Origin of the sequence: Lacibacter sp. H375 (assembly GCF_037892425.1) — a bacterium.
Taxonomy (GTDB): domain Bacteria; phylum Bacteroidota; class Bacteroidia; order Chitinophagales; family Chitinophagaceae; genus Lacibacter.
On record NZ_JBBKTT010000001.1, the window covers coordinates 1522752 to 1538427 of the forward strand.

Here is a 15676-nt window from a genome sequence, read left to right on the forward strand (position 1 = left end):
ATCCTCCTCCTGAAAGCAGTAACTGATTAATTAACCTTTAAAACAAACAAGCATGAAAAAACAAATTTTTCAATTGTTGATGTTATTGTTTTTGATCAACATCCTCTTTTCTTCCTGCAAGAAATCATTTGATGATTCTGATTCAAAACTTGATGAGAAGTTTCCTGAAAATGATGCCAGTCTTGTGGTAATGCCGGGCAACGGTTCATTTTCTTCGAATGTTATCGGCAGGAACGATGAGAAATATAATACGTTCTATGGTTCGCAGGTGCAAATTGGGAACGGGCATGTGCGTTCATGGGTTAATATTACGCACAGTGGCCGGCCTTTGGCAATCGGACTTGAAATGACGGGCGGTGCATTAACTAATCTTCCCGAAGATCCCAACGATCATGCGGCAGGAACATGGCACTTAAAACTTCATCAAAAAGCCCATGCGGTTACTCCTTTTGATCACATAATGCTCAACTGGAACGTGATGGGACATGAACCGCCGCCCATTTACGGGTTACCACATTTCGATATGCATTTTTATAAAGTAGCGATGAGTGAAGTGATGAATATGACTGATCCTGCTAAATTCAATCTTCTTCCTCCTCCGGGTTATATGCCTGCTGCCTATTTGTTTACAGGGGGCGTGCCGATGATGGGTGCGCATTGGGTTGATCTGATGTCGCCTGAATTATTACCTCCGGCAGATCCAAACTATGCAGCATTTACTCATACAATGATCTATGGTTCGTACGATGGAGAAGTAATATTCGTTGAACCAATGATCACACGTGCATTTCTGCAATCAGGTACAACCTTACAGAAATGGTACAGGCAGCCGATGCATTTCGATCCTGTAAATACTTATTATCCTCAACGTTATAATATCTGGAAAAATGAAAAGAACGGACGGCATTATGTGGCACTTGATGAAATGATCATGCGGCAATGAACATGAAACTAATAATAAAAGCCCGCTGTATTACAGCGGGCTTTTAAATACTAAAACTCTTTCCGGGTTTCTTTTCCTGCTCATGAGTATTGTAAGAAACACTAGGCTTATTAAGCGATTCGATAAAGTATTGATTGGTATGACAGTTATCACCATCGCAGCAAGGCAATGCATTGGTAAAACAAACAGGACATTGATAATGACCATGAACATGTACCAGCTCAACCGTATGACCACAAAATAAACATTGCTGCATACATGAAATTAAGCCGTGCTCATGAAAAAACAAAATGAAGAAGATTAACGATAACCAACCCAGGTTCTGTTTCTGGCATCGTATAAAAAGTAAGTATTGTTGCTGAAACTGAAGTTGAGTTTATCTTTTACAATAGCATCGGCCGGTAACTTTAGTTTTTGATACATCAGCCCATCAGTTTTGCTGTATAACTCAATTTCTTTTGTTTCCACATTCAATAAACCAAATTCAGCATTGCTGATGCCGGTGTAAACAACAGTAGTAGTATTATATTTTGTAAGCACAGCATTTGAATCAATTACAAGATCAGCAGGTGGTGGAGTTTTTTTGGAATAACCTGTTTTCAATAAAAACGTTTTCTCTTTTACTTCTGCACCGGTAGCAGCATTGTACGAAACAACAGTTGTGCCTTTCAGAAAATGTACCAGGTTTTCACGCAGGTTGTATTGTGCAACTGAATTAGGGTGAGGCTGCAACTGACCAGGTAAAAATGATTTTACATCATAGGGCACACCGGCATCGTCCATGACATAAGTTACCCAACCACCGCTGCCAAACACATTTCCCTGGAACGTTTTTAGTGCATTGTTATACCACAGGCCACGCACATCAGCTAATATAGAAAGATCAGGAGGCGACATCATTTCACCAACCTGGTTGAAATAAGCAAAGCTGTATGTTTTATTACCGGCGATGGTAGCATAGAAGTATCGGTTCTTTCCGTTTTGTGCAACTGTGCCACCATTCTCGCCACCCCTAGGCATTTTCAGTTCAATAGTTTTGCGGAGTTGGCGCACAGATTGTGCGTTTATGGTATCAACAACACAAATGCTGCAAATGAGGAGTAATAAAAAGGAGTTAACCGGTTTCATGTAAAACGGATGGATGAGGAATAAAATTAACGAAAGCTGCCGCACCTTACTTGTTAAAAAATAAAGCCGAAGAGCTCCATGAGCAATGCAATACTGATGTGCACCAGCAAGCCGCCCCAGATGCTTTTGCTGTGGTAAGAAATGCTGCCGAGAATCAATCCACCAAAAAAACTGCTTACTGCCTCCATCATAGGTTTACCGAGGTGAATGGAAAAGTAAAACAATGCCACGGGCAAAAGACATTGTTTGCCGATGAGTTTTGAAAGGGCTACAATAAGAAATCCACGAAAGAAAAATTCGATGGTAAAAAAATCGGCGGCGTAAGCCGTTTCAAATAATAAATAATGAAAAGGATTTGCGTCATCACCTAACTGCCGACCAACAATTGCTGCTTTAGGATAAACCAACGAAAAATCATGTTGCAACGATGCCCATACAAGCAACGGCAGCATAAAAGCGATCAGCAGAACATAGGTCTTCAGCGATTGCGTTTGCTTGATACCGTACAAAGTCCATTTTTTTTCTAACAACCAATGGAAGAGCATCAGCAGTGGTAATAGCACCAACAGTGCTCCGAACCAATTCATTGGCTGCTGAAACGCTTTCTGGTAATTAGTGCCAATGCTATCCGGTAACAACTTATGAAAAGGCAGCGCAACTTTTAATGCAAAGAGAATTGACCCGGCAATGAGGATGAATTGCACTTGTTTCTTTTGAAAAAGCCCCGTTCCGTTCTGAATAAGAAACCCGGCTGTAAAAAAGAAAAAGAATAATAAACTGTACCAAACAAGTGCATGGGTAAACGCTACATTACGCAGCCAAAGAGAAACAGAAGTGTAATAGTTTAGAAAGCAGGTTGCAGCTATCAGCAAAAAGCTGATAGCATATTTTTTAAACATTGCAGGTTGCAACAGGTCGGCAACAGTATTGGCGATGAGTTTTCTCAAAACAATAAGTTAGTCTTGGCGAAAGAAACTTTTTCTGCTACGCATTCAACTTCTGCCACAGCACATCTTTCAGCTCAGTAAGTCCTTTGCCGGTAACAGATGAAATAAATACATGTGGAATATTTTTCGGCAATTCCTTTTCAATCGCTTCTTTCAATTCATCATCCAGCATATCGCTTTTACTCACAGCAATGATGAATTCTTTCTGCAGCATTTCTGGATTGTATTCTTCCAGTTCCTTGTGCAGAATTTCAAATTCCTTTTTATGATCGTCACAATCGGCCGGAATTAAAAACAATAACACCGCATTGCGTTCAATATGCCTAAGGAAACGATGACCAAGACCTTTGCCTTCAGCAGCACCTTCAATAATACCCGGCAGATCGGCAATGCAAAAACTTTTTCCATCACGGTATTCAACCATACCAAGCTGTGGTACCAATGTTGTAAACGCATAATCAGCAATTTTGGGTTTAGCCGCTGTGATCGATGAAAGCAAGGTTGATTTTCCTGCATTCGGAAATCCAACCAAACCAACATCGGCCAATACTTTCAATTCCAATTGCATCCAGCCTTCCACACCTGGTTCACCGGGTTGTGCATGTTCGGGTGCCTGGTTCGTAGGTGTTGCAAAATTGGCATTACCCAGACCGCCACGTCCTCCTTTCATTAATATTACCTGCTGACCGTGTTCCAGGATCTCGGCTTTTACTTCACCTGTTACCTCGTCACGTGCAATAGTGCCAAGCGGCACTTCAATAATAATATCCTTACCATCCTTACCGGTCATATTGTTCTTGCCGCCGGGATCGCCATCATCGGCCAATACATTTTTGTAATAACGTAAATGGAGCAAGGTCCAGAGTTGTGAATTGCCTCTTAAAATAATATGCGCACCACGGCCACCATCACCACCATCGGGTCCGCCAAAGGCTGTGAGTTTATTCCGCATAAAATGTTTAATGCCTGCACCGCCATGTCCGCTGCGGCAAAATACCCGTATGTAATCAATAAAGTTCTTTTCCATGCTGGCGGCAAAGATAGTTTTTATGGGCCGAGCAGCCGTATTTCTGTTCAGCTGCATTGGCGTCGCACTCTTGTACTAAATCACACTACTGAGAAAGTTAAGTAAATTTAATTTTCAGAAAATATTGAAAATTCGGAAAATATGGTTTAAGTTTGTTCTGTCATTCAATCAAACGGATTTTATGAACACAATTGCCTACATCGTTTACTTACTGCTCACTTATCTCATTACAGTGCATGTAGGATTGAGGTTTTACAAAAACGGAAGGCTATACATTCTCAATTTGCTGAACGGAGACGAAGAGCTGACGAATTTCATCAACAGGTTATTACTTGTAGGCTATTATCTTCTCAATCTTGGTTATGCAGCAATGATGATCAGCTTTTGGGAAGCAATTACAAACTGGATTGATCTGTTCACCAGTATCTGCATCATGACCGGCCGCATTATGCTGACACTTGGAGTGATTCACTTCATGAACATGACAGTTATTTATTTTCTCAGCAAGCAAAAACAATCTCCTCTAACATCTAAAAAGAAATTATCATGAACACTTCTTTCACCTTCACAGCCTATCTCATTTATCTCCCAGTTGTTATTTTTCTTACCTGGTATGTAGCTTATGTGCTGTTTAAAAACAGCAGAACATTCATGCTCGATATTTTTCATGGGAAAGAAGAAATAGCCACATCAACCAATACATTGCTTAAGACAGGCTTTTACTTATTAAATCTTGGCGTTGCATTGGTGATTATGGAAACAGCATCAGAGATTCTTGATGGACAAACAATGCTTGAAATACTGAGTTATAAAATAGGCGGGTTCAGTATTTACTTGGGCCTTATGCTTTTCTTTAATCTCTATCTTTTCTTCAGGGGAAGAAGAGTTTCGAAAGAGAAAAGTCGTATTGCCGAAATCGTGAGAAATGCCGAACAACGTAATAATCCTCTTTAATAAAATAAAAAGCCCCCGAACAGTCGGGGGCTTTTTATTTATTCGATTTTTAATTTCTTCCAGTTCTCATATAACTTCTCCTGCGCCGGTCTGTCAGCAGGAATTTCCCGTAGCGGTTCGCAAGCTTCCCATTCATTCATCATTTCATTTGGCAACGATTGGTAGAGTTGTGTCCCCTTAGTTTTCCAACTAATCATTTCATCACTCACTTCTTTTATCTTTTTGGCGGGATTGCCAACAATTAAACTTCGTGGCTCAAACACTTCACCCTCTTTAATAAAACTTAATGCGCCAACAATACACTCATCACCCAACTGCACATTATCCATGATCACACTGTTCATTCCAACCAAACAATTTCTTCCGATAGTTGCGCCGTGTATCACTGCACCATGACCAATATGTGCTCCTTCTTTCAATAAAACTGTAACGCCGGGAAACATATGAATGGTGCAGTTCTCCTGCACATTGCAACCATCGTCTAAAATAATTCCACCCCAATCGCCACGCAAGGCGGCACCTGGTCCAATGTAGCAATGCTTACCAATGATCACATTGCCGGTTACTGTTGCTTGCGGATGAACAAATGATGTTTCATGAACAACCGGAATGAAGCCTTTGAATTTGTAAATCATAATTTCTAACTATTGATTATTTAACCGCAATCAATTCTTTCCCTGTCCTATAACAAGTTCCTTTAAACTGTGCCACCAAATGATCTTTCTGGTTAAAGATCTGAATATGGTACAATCCGGTCGATCGGCCATTGTGCAATTCTTTTGCTTCGGCCGTTAGTACATCACCAACATGCACAGGTTTAATAAAGTTGATAGATGTATCTAATGCCACCGATAAATTGTTCCGGTTGTTACATGCAAATGCAAAAGCACTATCTCCTAAAGAGAAAGCAACGCCTCCATGTACAATGCCAAAACCATTGATCATTTCAGCCCGAACGGTCATGCTGATCTTGCTGTATCCTTCTTTAATATCGATCACCTGTATGCCCAGCCATTGGCTGAACAGATCATGTTGCATCATGTGATCGACCACTTCTTTTGCTGATGGCATATATATTTTTTTAAGCTTCAATTAAATTGGTTGTTTTCTTAATAGCAGCAATAGCATTGAATAATGTATCCATATCCTGCTGTGAGTTGATGGCATGCAATGAATAACGAAGGTAAATATCCTCACCCTGCCGCATAACAGGTATCTCAATTTTGTATTCATTGAACAAATGCTTTTGCAGTTTTTCAGGTTCGGTTGTTTTTATTTTAGCGCTGAAAAGCTGTGCAATAAAATCATCTGTTACCGGCGCCAATGGTTCGGTTTGCAGCAGCCTGCAAAATTCAGCTGCATTATCCTGCGTTAATTTCCGGTAATGTGCTGCAACATTCACCCAATCATGTTTTTCCATAAATGCAATGGCATCGGGTATTGTTAAGAAAGCCGAGAAGTCACGTGTGCCTTGCATCTGGTGATAATCGAGGAACTGCGAATGTGAAGGATGAATAGCATTATATCCCCAACTCACTGTCAACGGATCGAGCCATGATTGAAACTCTTTCTTTACATATAGAAATGAACTTCCTTTTGGCGTCATCATCCATTTATGACAGGCGCCGGTGTACATATCGGCTTTCATTGCCTGCACATCAACAGCAACCTGGCCGGGTCCATGTGCCCCATCAACAAATGTGATCAATCCTTTTTCTTTTGCAATGGCACAGATCTCTTCAACAGGAAAACGAAGACCTGTAGCACTTGTAAGCTGACTAATAAAGATCATTTTTGTTTTTGCCGTTAATCCCTGGAAAAACTGTTCAATAAAATCTTCTTTGCTCGTTAAAGGCAAACGTATGGGTTGACGTTTATAAACAGCGCCTGCTTTATTGCAATAATAATTCCATGTTCTGTCGCAGGCACCGTATTCTAAGTTAGTGCTGAGTATTTCATCGCCGGGTTTCAGATCAAAACTTTTAGCGACAATATTTACTGCGTAAGAAGGGTTGGGCACAAACACCACATCATCCTGGTGGCAATTAATATAAGTGCCTAATGCCTTTCGTGAACGTTCAAGATATTGAGGACCATTTACAGTAATAAATTGTACGGCTTCCTGTTCCAGCTCCAGTTGGTATTGTTGATAGCGTTCGAATACGGGTTTGGCACAAGCGCCAAATGATCCATAATTTAAGTAAGTGATGTCTTTTCGAACCAGAAACTGAGAAGATAGATCTTGCATAACTGATAAATATTCGTTGAGATGATGATATGATCCACGCTTGCAGCTAACTCAAATGCAATTAAGCTTTACGAAGCATGCAAACGAAATTCAGCAAATTCTATGGCTTTATCAAAAGCACAATTTAAAAGGAACCAGCTGAAATTGTAAAATCAGCTAAGCTCGCAGCTGCAAGAAGCATTTGAGAAGAAATCTAAAAAACACCCAAAGCAGTCAATATTCATTATCTCAAATAAGTATAAACTGGTAATGCTTATAAGTAGTTCATTAAAACATGTAGTAGACAAACTGATTATACAACTGGTGCTTGCTCTATAAGTGAAACTGATTAGTTCGGCTACTTTTACCCCTTAATTGAACACAAAAGTTCACTTTAGTCATCAACCAATTTACGTATCCAATGAAAAATCTTTTCACTGTAATCCTATGCGCATTTGCAATAAGTGCAGGTGCTCAAATTGGCATAGGAACTACTTCTCCAACTTCTACTTTAGATGTGCGAGGATCGATATCACTAAATTACAGAGCGTTCACCAGTTCAACCACAGCTGCATCAACTGATAATACTCTTTTGTTTACAGGTACTTCAGCCGCATCGCTTACTTTGCCAGATGCAACTGGTTGTGCCGGGAGAGTATATTCAATTAAGAATGCAAGCTTAGCAAGTCCTTTACCTGTTTTAACTATTGCTACTACATCTTCGCAAACTATTGATGGGGCTTCATCATGGTTACTCAACGATTCAAAGGAAATACTTACAGTAATAAGTGACGGTGCTAACTGGAACATCACCAGTTCAGGTGTAGCCAAAACAAGAAACAACTATGTTCTTGTTCAATCAGCAGCAGATTTTCCCGCTCCTGTGTCGGGCGTTATAACATTGGCAGCAGGCACTACTTATGAAGTAAACGGAACTATTTATTTAACCAGCAAGATCAACCTGAATGGATGTTATCTCGTTGGTATGGATGCGAATAATGACAAACTGATCTATACACCCGGAAGCGGTGAATTATTTACCGGCACAAAAGGTGGATCAATTAAAACGCTTACACTCGCAGCAATTACAACAGGCTCCAAACTGTTTAATCTTGATATGGGCGCAACTGAAACTCTTTTATTCAGAGATAATATTGTAGGTAACTGTAAAGATGTTGGCTTGGTGAAGGGAGGCTATATTGTTTTCTTTAGTGTGGTTAACTATTCAGCAAACACAAATGGAATTACTTACCAGGATGTGAGCCATCTGTTACTTGATAACACTGCGTGGTTTTCTACCAACTCAAATACCTATGAAAAATTAGTGGGCAGTTTTACCATGGTCGAAAAGCTTGGAGGTTTTAGTAATGCTGTAAGTACAAATTCAGCTGTTGGTTTTGATGTAAGTGGTGTAACATCTATCAGTGATGCGGCTACGTTTAGGAATACTGCTTTGATGGGAACCGGCACAAGAGTGTATGGAAGTTTCTCTGGCAAGTGGGAAGTAGAGTGCCCGGGTATTACAACGGAAAAGGATGATGTTGCTTCGGGCAACCTTTATTTAACTTCAACAAATACAACAAGTTTTTCCGGCACCAATGTGCCAACAAAAGTATTGGGTTCAACTTCGGCTACCGGGTTGTTCAGAGTAAGTTCATCCGCAAACAACCGATTAGTATATGATGGTATTAAAACAAGACGATTTTCAGTAGTTGCTTCAGTAAGTGTAACATCGCAGTCGGCAAATAAATATTTCTCCTTCTACATTTATAAAAATGGTGTAAAGCTTCCTGAATCGGAACAGGCCATGCGTTTATCAACCGGTGTAGATAAGGGCTCACTTACTATTACCTGTACCGTACAACTTTCCACAAACGATTATATTGAAGTGTGGGCTGCAAATACATCTGACAATAGTAGCATGACAGTGGAAACCATGAACATGGCAATTAAATAACCCGGCACCATTATTCAAATGCTATGAAGAAAATAGTCTGCTCCCTTTTATTTTATTGCACGGTGCTTTTTGCAACGGCACAAGTTGATATCACAAACAACGGTATACTTTACATTACCGGTAACACAGATACTGTTTCTGTTATCGGAAATTTTACGAACGCTACTTCTGCATCACTCACCAACAATGGCAGATTTTACGCAAAACAAAACTATACCAATAACCAGGCTTCAACACCTGTTGGTACAGGTGAGTTAACGATGAACGGAACCGGTACACAATATATCAATACTACGAGTACCTCGCCTTTTTATAAACTTACGATCAATAAATTGTCAGGACTCGCAACGCTTTCTTCTGCAGTGACGATCAACAATACGTTGACATTCACCGCCGGTAAATTATCACTCGATAATTATGATATGACCATAGCAAACAGTGCAACTATCAGCGGTGCTGGTGCAACCACTTACCTCGTTTCAGTTGGTAACGGCGTATTAAAACAGCAGATTGCAGCTCTGGGGTCTAAAACGTTTCCTGTCGGCACATCTTCAGCATATACTCCAATAAGTATTTCATTGGCTTTGTTTTCAACAACCGATGTATTTAATGTACGCATGTTACCTGCTGTATATACCAACGGAACAACAGGAAACACAATGAATTCAAACGCAGTTGATGCTACGTGGATGGTTTCTGAATCAGTGAATGGAGGTTCTAATGCATCGCTTACCTGTCAATGGCCTGCTTCATTAGAGCTTACAGGTTTCAACAGGGTATTCAGCCGGCTTGCCCATTACACATCATCAGCATGGGATTATGGGATGGTGAATATTATGGCATCGGGCTCAGATCCATACACTGTAACACGTGCCGGGTTTACAAGCTTCTCACCATTTTCAGTAACCATGCTCATGGGTATTTTGCCAGCAGGCTCACTTGAACTTTCAGGCAAGAATAATGGAAACGAAAACATGATCAATTGGTCAACCACATCAGAGCAGAACACAGATCATTATGTTGTGGAAGCTTCATTAAATGGAAGTGATTTTACAGAAGCAGGCAGAGTAGTGGCTGCTGGAAACAGTACCAGTTTAAGTACTTATAATTTTGTTCATCGCCAGATAAATCATCAATCGTATTACTATCGTTTAAAGCAAGTGGATGCTGATGGGAAGATTACCTATTCAAAAATCATCCGCATAAATGTTACAGCGTTCAAAGCAGCGACACTTTATCCAAACCCGGTAAAAAATAAAACAACCATCAGTTTTTCTTTGCAACAGAGCTCATTGATTACAGCGAACATTACCAACGCTTCAGGCTTACTGATACAAACATTCAATCAACATTATACAAAAGGAGAACATAAAATGAATCTTGATTTGGGTATGTTACCGACAGGCTCATATATACTGCAATTAAAAGACGATATAGGAAATGTGCAAACTTTCCAATTCATTAAAACCAACTAAGACTACTTGCTTACCACTGATGACAGGCCTGTTGCATTTTTGTGACGGGCCTTTTTATTTTCCTTTGAAGTTTGCCTGTCTCTTTTCCAGAAATGCATTGATGCCTTCCTGGTAATCTTCTGTTAATGCAGCTTTTTGCTGAAACTGATCTTCCAATTGTAATTGCTCTTCCCAGGAATTGTTGAATGAATAATTCAATACATGCTTTGTGTAGGCTAAGCCTTTGGTTGGCATGTTGGCTAATGTATGAGCGATCTTCTTACTCTCTGCTTCAAACAGATCAGCAGGAAATACTTTGTAGATCATACCAAAACGTTCTGCATCGCTGGCTGAAACTTTATCTCCGGTCATCATCAACGCACTTGCCTTTTGCCAACCGATTAATCGTGGCAAAGTGAATGTGCCACCACTGTCGGGGATCAAACCAATTTTTGAAAATGCTTGTATGAACGATGCTGATTCTGCAGCCACAACAATATCGCAACACAAAGCAAGATTAGCACCTGCACCTGCGGCCACGCCGTTCACCGCAGCAATTACTGGCTTGGGTAAGTTGCGGATGCGTTTAACGATGGGATTATAATGCTCTGATAAAATTTGTGCTAACTCAATTTTGTCTTCACCTACCAGTTCGCCAATATCCTGACCTGCACAAAAGGCTTTTCCTGCGCCAGTGATGTAAACGCAACGTATTTCGTGGAGCGATGCACATTCATCGAGCCTGTTTTGCAACAGCAGCGCCATTTCCCGATTGAACGAATTGAATTTATCAGCACGGTTTAGTGTGATGTAGGCAATGGAGTTTTTTATTTCAAACAGAATGGATGACATATGCAATTGTTATAGCGTAAATAGAAATTAAATATCGAAACTGATGACACTTTTATGTCTCAACAGAAATTCATTCACAATATCATAATCGTGTTTTGGTGCGCCAATGCGATAAAGATAAACAGCTTCGTTATTTTCTTTGTTCATTTTCATACAGCGGAAATTAATATCATGCTTTTCAAAGAATGCTTCCATTTCCTTTTTCAATGCATCTGTAGTATCGTCTGTTTTGATCTTGTAATCTTTTACTTTATGCAAACGGTTAATAAAACGTTGCACAGGTTCCAGCACAAACAAGGCAATTACCACCATGCTGCTTACAACAATGGCCAATGGATAATTGTGATAGCCGATGGCCATGCCTAAAGCAGCAGTGATCCAGATCAATGCAGCAGTGGTTAATCCATTCACCGAAATGCCTTCTTTAAAAATGACGCCTGCACCAATAAAACCAATACCCGTTACAATGTTACTGGCAATACGATCGGGGCTAATCGTGTTACTTTCTTTTGAAAGAATGGTGTACAAACAGGAGCCAACACAAATAAAGATCATGGTGCGAAAACCTGCCGGTTTACTTCTAAACTCACGTTCAAGCCCAATGACTGCACCAATGATAAATGCAATCGAAACCTGTGCGGCTTCTTCTAAGTAGATGGTAATATCCATAAGATGTATCCTTTAAACGAAAGACAAGGTAGTGAAATGTAATAACAACGAAAAAGGCCATCAACTGATGGCCTCTGTATATGCAATTAGAAATGATTAAACATATTTTGTTACACCCGGCACAGCTACCGGATAATAACCATCATCATTTGGAAGAATAGGAGGTGCTGCATCCCAATCATATTTCTTTGGTTGAAGATTGAGGTTGGATGCTAAGATTTTATCCCACTCCAGCATTTGGCCTGAATATGTTGCCATACGACCCATGATAGCAGTCAATGTACTCTTTGCACCAATTTCTGCATCAGCAAATTTGTATTCACCTTTAGCAATGGCTGCAAACAGTTCATCATGCTCGTTTTGGTAAGGATTGTTTTCTCCTTTCTTATCGAACTGGAAAATTGGTTTTCCTTTTGCATCAAGAATGGTTGCTGCATCACCTTTAATACTTCCTTTGGTACCAATGATCAGTTCATCCACACGACTCATCGTACCAGGGATATGTCGACACTGACTGTTCAACACTGAACCATCTGCATAGGTAAACTCAACATAGTGATGATCAAAAATTTCACCATGATCTTTTCCTTTACGCACTTGTCTTCCACCCATACCTTGAGCTTTTACAGGATAAGCATCTTTGAACCAGTTCACCACATCAATATTATGAATGTGCTGTTCTACGATATGATCGCCGCAAAGCCAGTTGAAATAATACCAGTTACGCATTTGGTATTCCATTTCTGTTTGACCGTATTTGCGTTTGTTCACCCATACACCATCGTTGTTCCACCATGCTTGTGCTGATGTGATATCGCCAATAAGGTTTTTGCGTTTAAATAACTCACGGTAGGAGTTTTGATAACGGCGTTGCAAACCAACCACCACATTCAGCTTCTGCTGTTTTGCTTTTTCAGCAGCTTCCAGCACCCTGCGGATACCAACAGGATCAGTTGCTACCGGTTTTTCCATGAACACATGCTTGCCTTTGTTCACGGCTTCTTCAAAATGAATGGGACGGAAACCAGGAGGTGTGGTTAAGATCACCACATCGGCTAGTGCAATTGCTTTTGCATATGCATCAAAGCCAACAAACTTCCGTTCTTCAGGCACATCTACTCTTCCTTTTACAGAACCACCTGAGCCGTCATCTCTTGTTAATGTTTTATAACAGTTGTCGATACGATCACGGAACGCATCGGCCATTGCAACGAGTTTTACATTTTGTTTCGTTAGCAACGCCTGCATGGCAGCGCCGGTACCACGACCGCCACAACCAACCAATGCAACTTTGATCGTTTCATCGGCACCTGAAAAGAAATTGGCATTTGAAAAGAGCGGACTCATGATGAGACCACCGGCAAGCAGCGAAGAATTTTTTACAAAATCCCTGCGTGAATTGTTATCGTTGTTCATGAAGATGGTTTAGATATTTACAGTTTATATTTTCTTTTACTCATTATTCATCAATCTTCTCCCAAATACTTTTGAAAGAACACTTCTGCTTCTTCAGCAGTTGGTTGTTTCACCGGACGGATAATGCGGAAACCGATAAACGGTGCATCAGCATTCCACCATTTACTTCTTGGTATCTGTGGATCACGACGGTTCCATACAGGATCTGATTTAATCCGATTGGCACTACGTAATTCTTTTGCTTCATCCTGGTATGTTCCGCCTTTCACCGTTCTTGGATAACGTGCTGTTGGTTCGATCAATGGATTATTTGCATTCTCACCAATCGTTGTAAAATATGTTTCACTGTATTGATCTAACACCCATTCACCAACATTGCCCAGCATATCATACAAACCCCAGGCGTTTGGTTGCTTCTCTCCAACTTTATGATAACGGTTATCGCTGTTGGTTTTGAACCAGGCAAATTTTTCTAATTGTTTTACTTCTGTTCCAAAAGGATAAGCAGTAGTTGTTCCTGCACGACAGGCATATTCCCATTCAGCTTCCGTGGGCAAACGAAAAAAGATTCCTGTTTTTTTATACAACCATTTGCAATACATGAGTGCACCATATTGCTGCATACTGTTGGCAGGAAAGCCGCCTTCCTTGCCCATGCCCAATGTCATATCAATATAAGGAGAGCTTGGTCTTGTAACTGCATCAACAGCTGTATTCTGACTGATTGATTCATCGAGAAAAAATGCATTGAACTCATCATACGTAACTTCATAAGCACCCATCCAGAATGCATCTACTTTCACCTGCCGTTGCGGGGTTTCATCTGCTTCTTTCAGTTTGTCGGCATCACTGCTTCCCATCATGAAAGATCCAGCAGGGATGGCAACCATTTTACTTTGAAAACTGCTTGATGGGATGGCTTGCATGTAGGTACGGAAAGCTGTATCACCCGTCTGAGCACTGCTAAATAAAACCGTTGCAAGAAACGGCATTGTAAATAATAACTTCTTCATGATTGAAATAGGAACATGGAAATTACTGAAACTAATGGTTACACTTGTTAGCGAAATGTGAATGGTAGGCTTTTGTACCTGTGAAACCGTTTGCGCAATAGAAGAAAAGGAGTTCGTAATTCTTAAACATAGTCGTTAAATTGAGAGCCCAAACAAATAACTATGCAACGCAGACAATTTCTTCAACAATCGGTATTGGCAGGCGCAGCTGCTGTAACAGGTACAAGTGCTATGGCTGAATCAACCAAACTCCAGGCAGCAGAAAAACCTTTTCAATTAGATTATGCTTTTCATGCAGGCATGTTTAAAAATCATGGCGGTGATAGTTTTCTCGATCAGATACGCTGGGCATACGATCAGGGTTTTCGCAGCATTGAAGACAATGGCATGATGGGCCGCTCTGCAGATGAGCAAAAGAAAATTGGTGATTTGCTGGCGAAGTTGGGTATGCGTATGGGCGTGTTTGTGATCACTTCCGATAACTGGCATTGGATCACATCACTCACCAGTGGCAAACAGGAGTGGATTGATAAGATGGTGAAGGATTGTAAAACAGCAGTAGAAGTAGCTAAGCGTTGCAATGCAAAATGGTTAACGGTTGTGCCGGGGAATTATGAACGTCGTTTATCACTTGATCTGCAAACGGCCAATGTTATTACTGCTTTGCGTAAAGGTGCTGAAATATTAGAGCCACATGGTTTGATCATGGTGTTGGAAGCATTGAGCGATAATAATGATCTGTTTTTACGTGGTACCGATCAAACGTATATGATCTGTAAAGCGGTGAACAGTCCGTCGTGCAAGTTTTTGTTTGATATGTACCATATGCAGCGGAACGAAGGCAATATCATTGCATCAATTGATCGTGTGTGGGAAGAAACAGGTTATTTCCAGATCGGTGACAATCCCGGCCGTAAAGAACCAGGCACCGGTGAAATGAATTACAAGAACATTTTCAAGCATATTCACAAGAAGGGCTTCAAAGGAATTATGGGAATGGAACACGGTAATGCAGCTCCGGGAAAAGAAGGTGAACTGGCGTTGATTAAAGCCTACCGTGAAGCAGACAGCTTCTGATAGTAGATTTTA

General features: G+C 40.6%; 17 protein-coding genes. 6 read left to right on the top strand and 11 right to left on the bottom strand.

The genetic code is table 11. From position 1 onward, the window contains the following. Positions 1-52: 52 nt before the first annotated feature. On the top strand, positions 53-943 hold the full coding sequence (locus WG954_RS06685) for a DUF5602 domain-containing protein (RefSeq protein WP_340434825.1): 891 nt from the start codon (positions 53-55) through the stop codon (positions 941-943). 43 nt (positions 944-986) lie between these two features. Here the strand turns inward: WG954_RS06685 and WG954_RS06690 are convergent, their stop codons facing one another. Genes WG954_RS06690 through obgE form a run of 4 tightly spaced genes read right to left on the bottom strand, consistent with a single transcriptional unit; the run spans position 987 to position 4045 of the window. Further along, the gene (locus WG954_RS06690; RefSeq protein ID WP_340434827.1) at positions 987-1199 is read right to left on the bottom strand and encodes a hypothetical protein; all 213 of its coding nucleotides are present in this window, start codon (positions 1197-1199) and stop codon (positions 987-989) included. Positions 1200-1243: 44 nt separating this feature from the next. Beyond that, the gene (locus WG954_RS06695) at positions 1244-2071 is read right to left on the bottom strand and encodes a hypothetical protein (protein WP_340434828.1); all 828 of its coding nucleotides are present in this window, start codon (positions 2069-2071) and stop codon (positions 1244-1246) included. Positions 2072-2124: 53 nt separating this feature from the next. Beyond that, positions 2125-3018, bottom strand: coding sequence for a CPBP family intramembrane glutamic endopeptidase (locus WG954_RS06700; RefSeq protein ID WP_340434829.1), 894 nt, complete (start codon positions 3016-3018; stop codon positions 2125-2127). Positions 3019-3055: 37 nt separating this feature from the next. Further along, on the bottom strand, positions 3056-4045 hold the full coding sequence (gene obgE, locus WG954_RS06705) for a GTPase ObgE (RefSeq protein ID WP_340434830.1): 990 nt from the start codon (positions 4043-4045) through the stop codon (positions 3056-3058). 181 nt (positions 4046-4226) lie between these two features. Between obgE and WG954_RS06710 the strand changes: the two genes are divergently transcribed. Further along, positions 4227-4595: a hypothetical protein gene (locus WG954_RS06710; RefSeq protein WP_340434831.1), complete on the top strand. Its 369-nt coding sequence runs from the start codon at positions 4227-4229 to the stop codon at positions 4593-4595. Beyond that, positions 4592-4999, top strand: a complete 408-nt coding sequence (locus WG954_RS06715) for a hypothetical protein (protein ID WP_340434833.1) — start codon at positions 4592-4594, stop codon at positions 4997-4999. Before WG954_RS06710 ends, WG954_RS06715 begins: the two co-directional genes overlap by 4 nt. 38 nt (positions 5000-5037) lie before the next feature. On the opposite strand, the gene WG954_RS06720 is transcribed toward WG954_RS06715, so the two are convergent. The 3 genes from WG954_RS06720 to WG954_RS06730 are packed head-to-tail and all read right to left on the bottom strand — an operon-like array spanning position 5038 to position 7247. Beyond that, complete coding sequence (locus tag WG954_RS06720; RefSeq protein ID WP_340434835.1) at positions 5038-5634, bottom strand: acyltransferase; 597 nt, start codon at positions 5632-5634, stop codon at positions 5038-5040. Positions 5635-5650: 16 nt separating this feature from the next. Further along, complete coding sequence (paaI, locus tag WG954_RS06725) at positions 5651-6070, bottom strand: hydroxyphenylacetyl-CoA thioesterase PaaI (RefSeq protein WP_340434837.1); 420 nt, start codon at positions 6068-6070, stop codon at positions 5651-5653. A 10-nt stretch (positions 6071-6080) separates the two neighbouring features. Further along, positions 6081-7247 (bottom strand): aminotransferase class V-fold PLP-dependent enzyme, encoded by a 1167-nt coding sequence (locus WG954_RS06730; RefSeq protein ID WP_340434839.1) that lies wholly within the window; start codon positions 7245-7247, stop codon positions 6081-6083. A 400-nt stretch (positions 7248-7647) separates the two neighbouring features. Between WG954_RS06730 and WG954_RS06735 the strand changes: the two genes are divergently transcribed. Together WG954_RS06735 and WG954_RS06740 are read left to right on the top strand one after the other, a co-directional pair. After that, positions 7648-9183, top strand: a complete 1536-nt coding sequence (locus tag WG954_RS06735) for a hypothetical protein (RefSeq protein ID WP_340434840.1) — start codon at positions 7648-7650, stop codon at positions 9181-9183. A gap of 23 nt (positions 9184-9206) precedes the next feature. Further along, positions 9207-10658 (top strand): T9SS type A sorting domain-containing protein, encoded by a 1452-nt coding sequence (locus WG954_RS06740; protein ID WP_340434842.1) that lies wholly within the window; start codon positions 9207-9209, stop codon positions 10656-10658. 54 nt (positions 10659-10712) lie between these two features. On the opposite strand, the gene WG954_RS06745 is transcribed toward WG954_RS06740, so the two are convergent. The 4 genes from WG954_RS06745 to WG954_RS06760 all read right to left on the bottom strand — a co-directional run bounded on the left by WG954_RS06745 (position 10713) and on the right by WG954_RS06760 (position 14587). After that, positions 10713-11489, bottom strand: a complete 777-nt coding sequence (locus WG954_RS06745; protein WP_340434843.1) for an enoyl-CoA hydratase-related protein — start codon at positions 11487-11489, stop codon at positions 10713-10715. A 27-nt stretch (positions 11490-11516) separates the two neighbouring features. Continuing rightward, positions 11517-12158: an MgtC/SapB family protein gene (locus WG954_RS06750; protein ID WP_340434845.1), complete on the bottom strand. Its 642-nt coding sequence runs from the start codon at positions 12156-12158 to the stop codon at positions 11517-11519. Between the two features lie 96 nt (positions 12159-12254). Then, positions 12255-13574 carry a Gfo/Idh/MocA family protein gene (locus WG954_RS06755; protein WP_340434846.1) on the bottom strand — a complete coding sequence of 440 codons (1320 nt, stop codon included), beginning with the start codon at positions 13572-13574 and terminating at the stop codon, positions 12255-12257. Positions 13575-13624: 50 nt separating this feature from the next. Next, positions 13625-14587, bottom strand: a complete 963-nt coding sequence (locus tag WG954_RS06760; protein WP_340434849.1) for a formylglycine-generating enzyme family protein — start codon at positions 14585-14587, stop codon at positions 13625-13627. Between the two features lie 162 nt (positions 14588-14749). On the opposite strand from WG954_RS06760, the gene WG954_RS06765 reads away from it, so the two are divergent. Then, positions 14750-15664 carry a hydroxypyruvate isomerase family protein gene (locus WG954_RS06765; protein ID WP_340434850.1) on the top strand — a complete coding sequence of 305 codons (915 nt, stop codon included), beginning with the start codon at positions 14750-14752 and terminating at the stop codon, positions 15662-15664. Positions 15665-15676 lie beyond the last annotated feature (12 nt).

What these genes read in the sequence shown, in the direction of transcription:
- WG954_RS06685 (WP_340434825.1), top strand. Translation starts at nt 53, where the DNA reads ATGAAAAAACAAATTTTTCAATTGTTGATGTTATTGTTTTTGATCAAC.
- WG954_RS06690 (WP_340434827.1), bottom strand. Translation starts at nt 1,199, where the DNA reads ATGCAGCAATGTTTATTTTGTGGTCATACGGTTGAGCTGGTACATGTT.
- WG954_RS06695 (WP_340434828.1), bottom strand. Translation starts at nt 2,071, where the DNA reads ATGAAACCGGTTAACTCCTTTTTATTACTCCTCATTTGCAGCATTTGT.
- obgE (WP_340434830.1), bottom strand. Translation starts at nt 4,045, where the DNA reads ATGGAAAAGAACTTTATTGATTACATACGGGTATTTTGCCGCAGCGGA.
- WG954_RS06710 (WP_340434831.1), top strand. Translation starts at nt 4,227, where the DNA reads ATGAACACAATTGCCTACATCGTTTACTTACTGCTCACTTATCTCATT.
- WG954_RS06715 (WP_340434833.1), top strand. Translation starts at nt 4,592, where the DNA reads ATGAACACTTCTTTCACCTTCACAGCCTATCTCATTTATCTCCCAGTT.
- WG954_RS06720 (WP_340434835.1), bottom strand. Translation starts at nt 5,634, where the DNA reads ATGATTTACAAATTCAAAGGCTTCATTCCGGTTGTTCATGAAACATCA.
- paaI (WP_340434837.1), bottom strand. Translation starts at nt 6,070, where the DNA reads ATGCCATCAGCAAAAGAAGTGGTCGATCACATGATGCAACATGATCTG.
- WG954_RS06730 (WP_340434839.1), bottom strand. Translation starts at nt 7,247, where the DNA reads ATGCAAGATCTATCTTCTCAGTTTCTGGTTCGAAAAGACATCACTTAC.
- WG954_RS06735 (WP_340434840.1), top strand. Translation starts at nt 7,648, where the DNA reads ATGAAAAATCTTTTCACTGTAATCCTATGCGCATTTGCAATAAGTGCA.
- WG954_RS06740 (WP_340434842.1), top strand. Translation starts at nt 9,207, where the DNA reads ATGAAGAAAATAGTCTGCTCCCTTTTATTTTATTGCACGGTGCTTTTT.
- WG954_RS06745 (WP_340434843.1), bottom strand. Translation starts at nt 11,489, where the DNA reads ATGTCATCCATTCTGTTTGAAATAAAAAACTCCATTGCCTACATCACA.
- WG954_RS06750 (WP_340434845.1), bottom strand. Translation starts at nt 12,158, where the DNA reads ATGGATATTACCATCTACTTAGAAGAAGCCGCACAGGTTTCGATTGCA.
- WG954_RS06755 (WP_340434846.1), bottom strand. Translation starts at nt 13,574, where the DNA reads ATGAACAACGATAACAATTCACGCAGGGATTTTGTAAAAAATTCTTCG.
- WG954_RS06760 (WP_340434849.1), bottom strand. Translation starts at nt 14,587, where the DNA reads ATGAAGAAGTTATTATTTACAATGCCGTTTCTTGCAACGGTTTTATTT.
- WG954_RS06765 (WP_340434850.1), top strand. Translation starts at nt 14,750, where the DNA reads ATGCAACGCAGACAATTTCTTCAACAATCGGTATTGGCAGGCGCAGCT.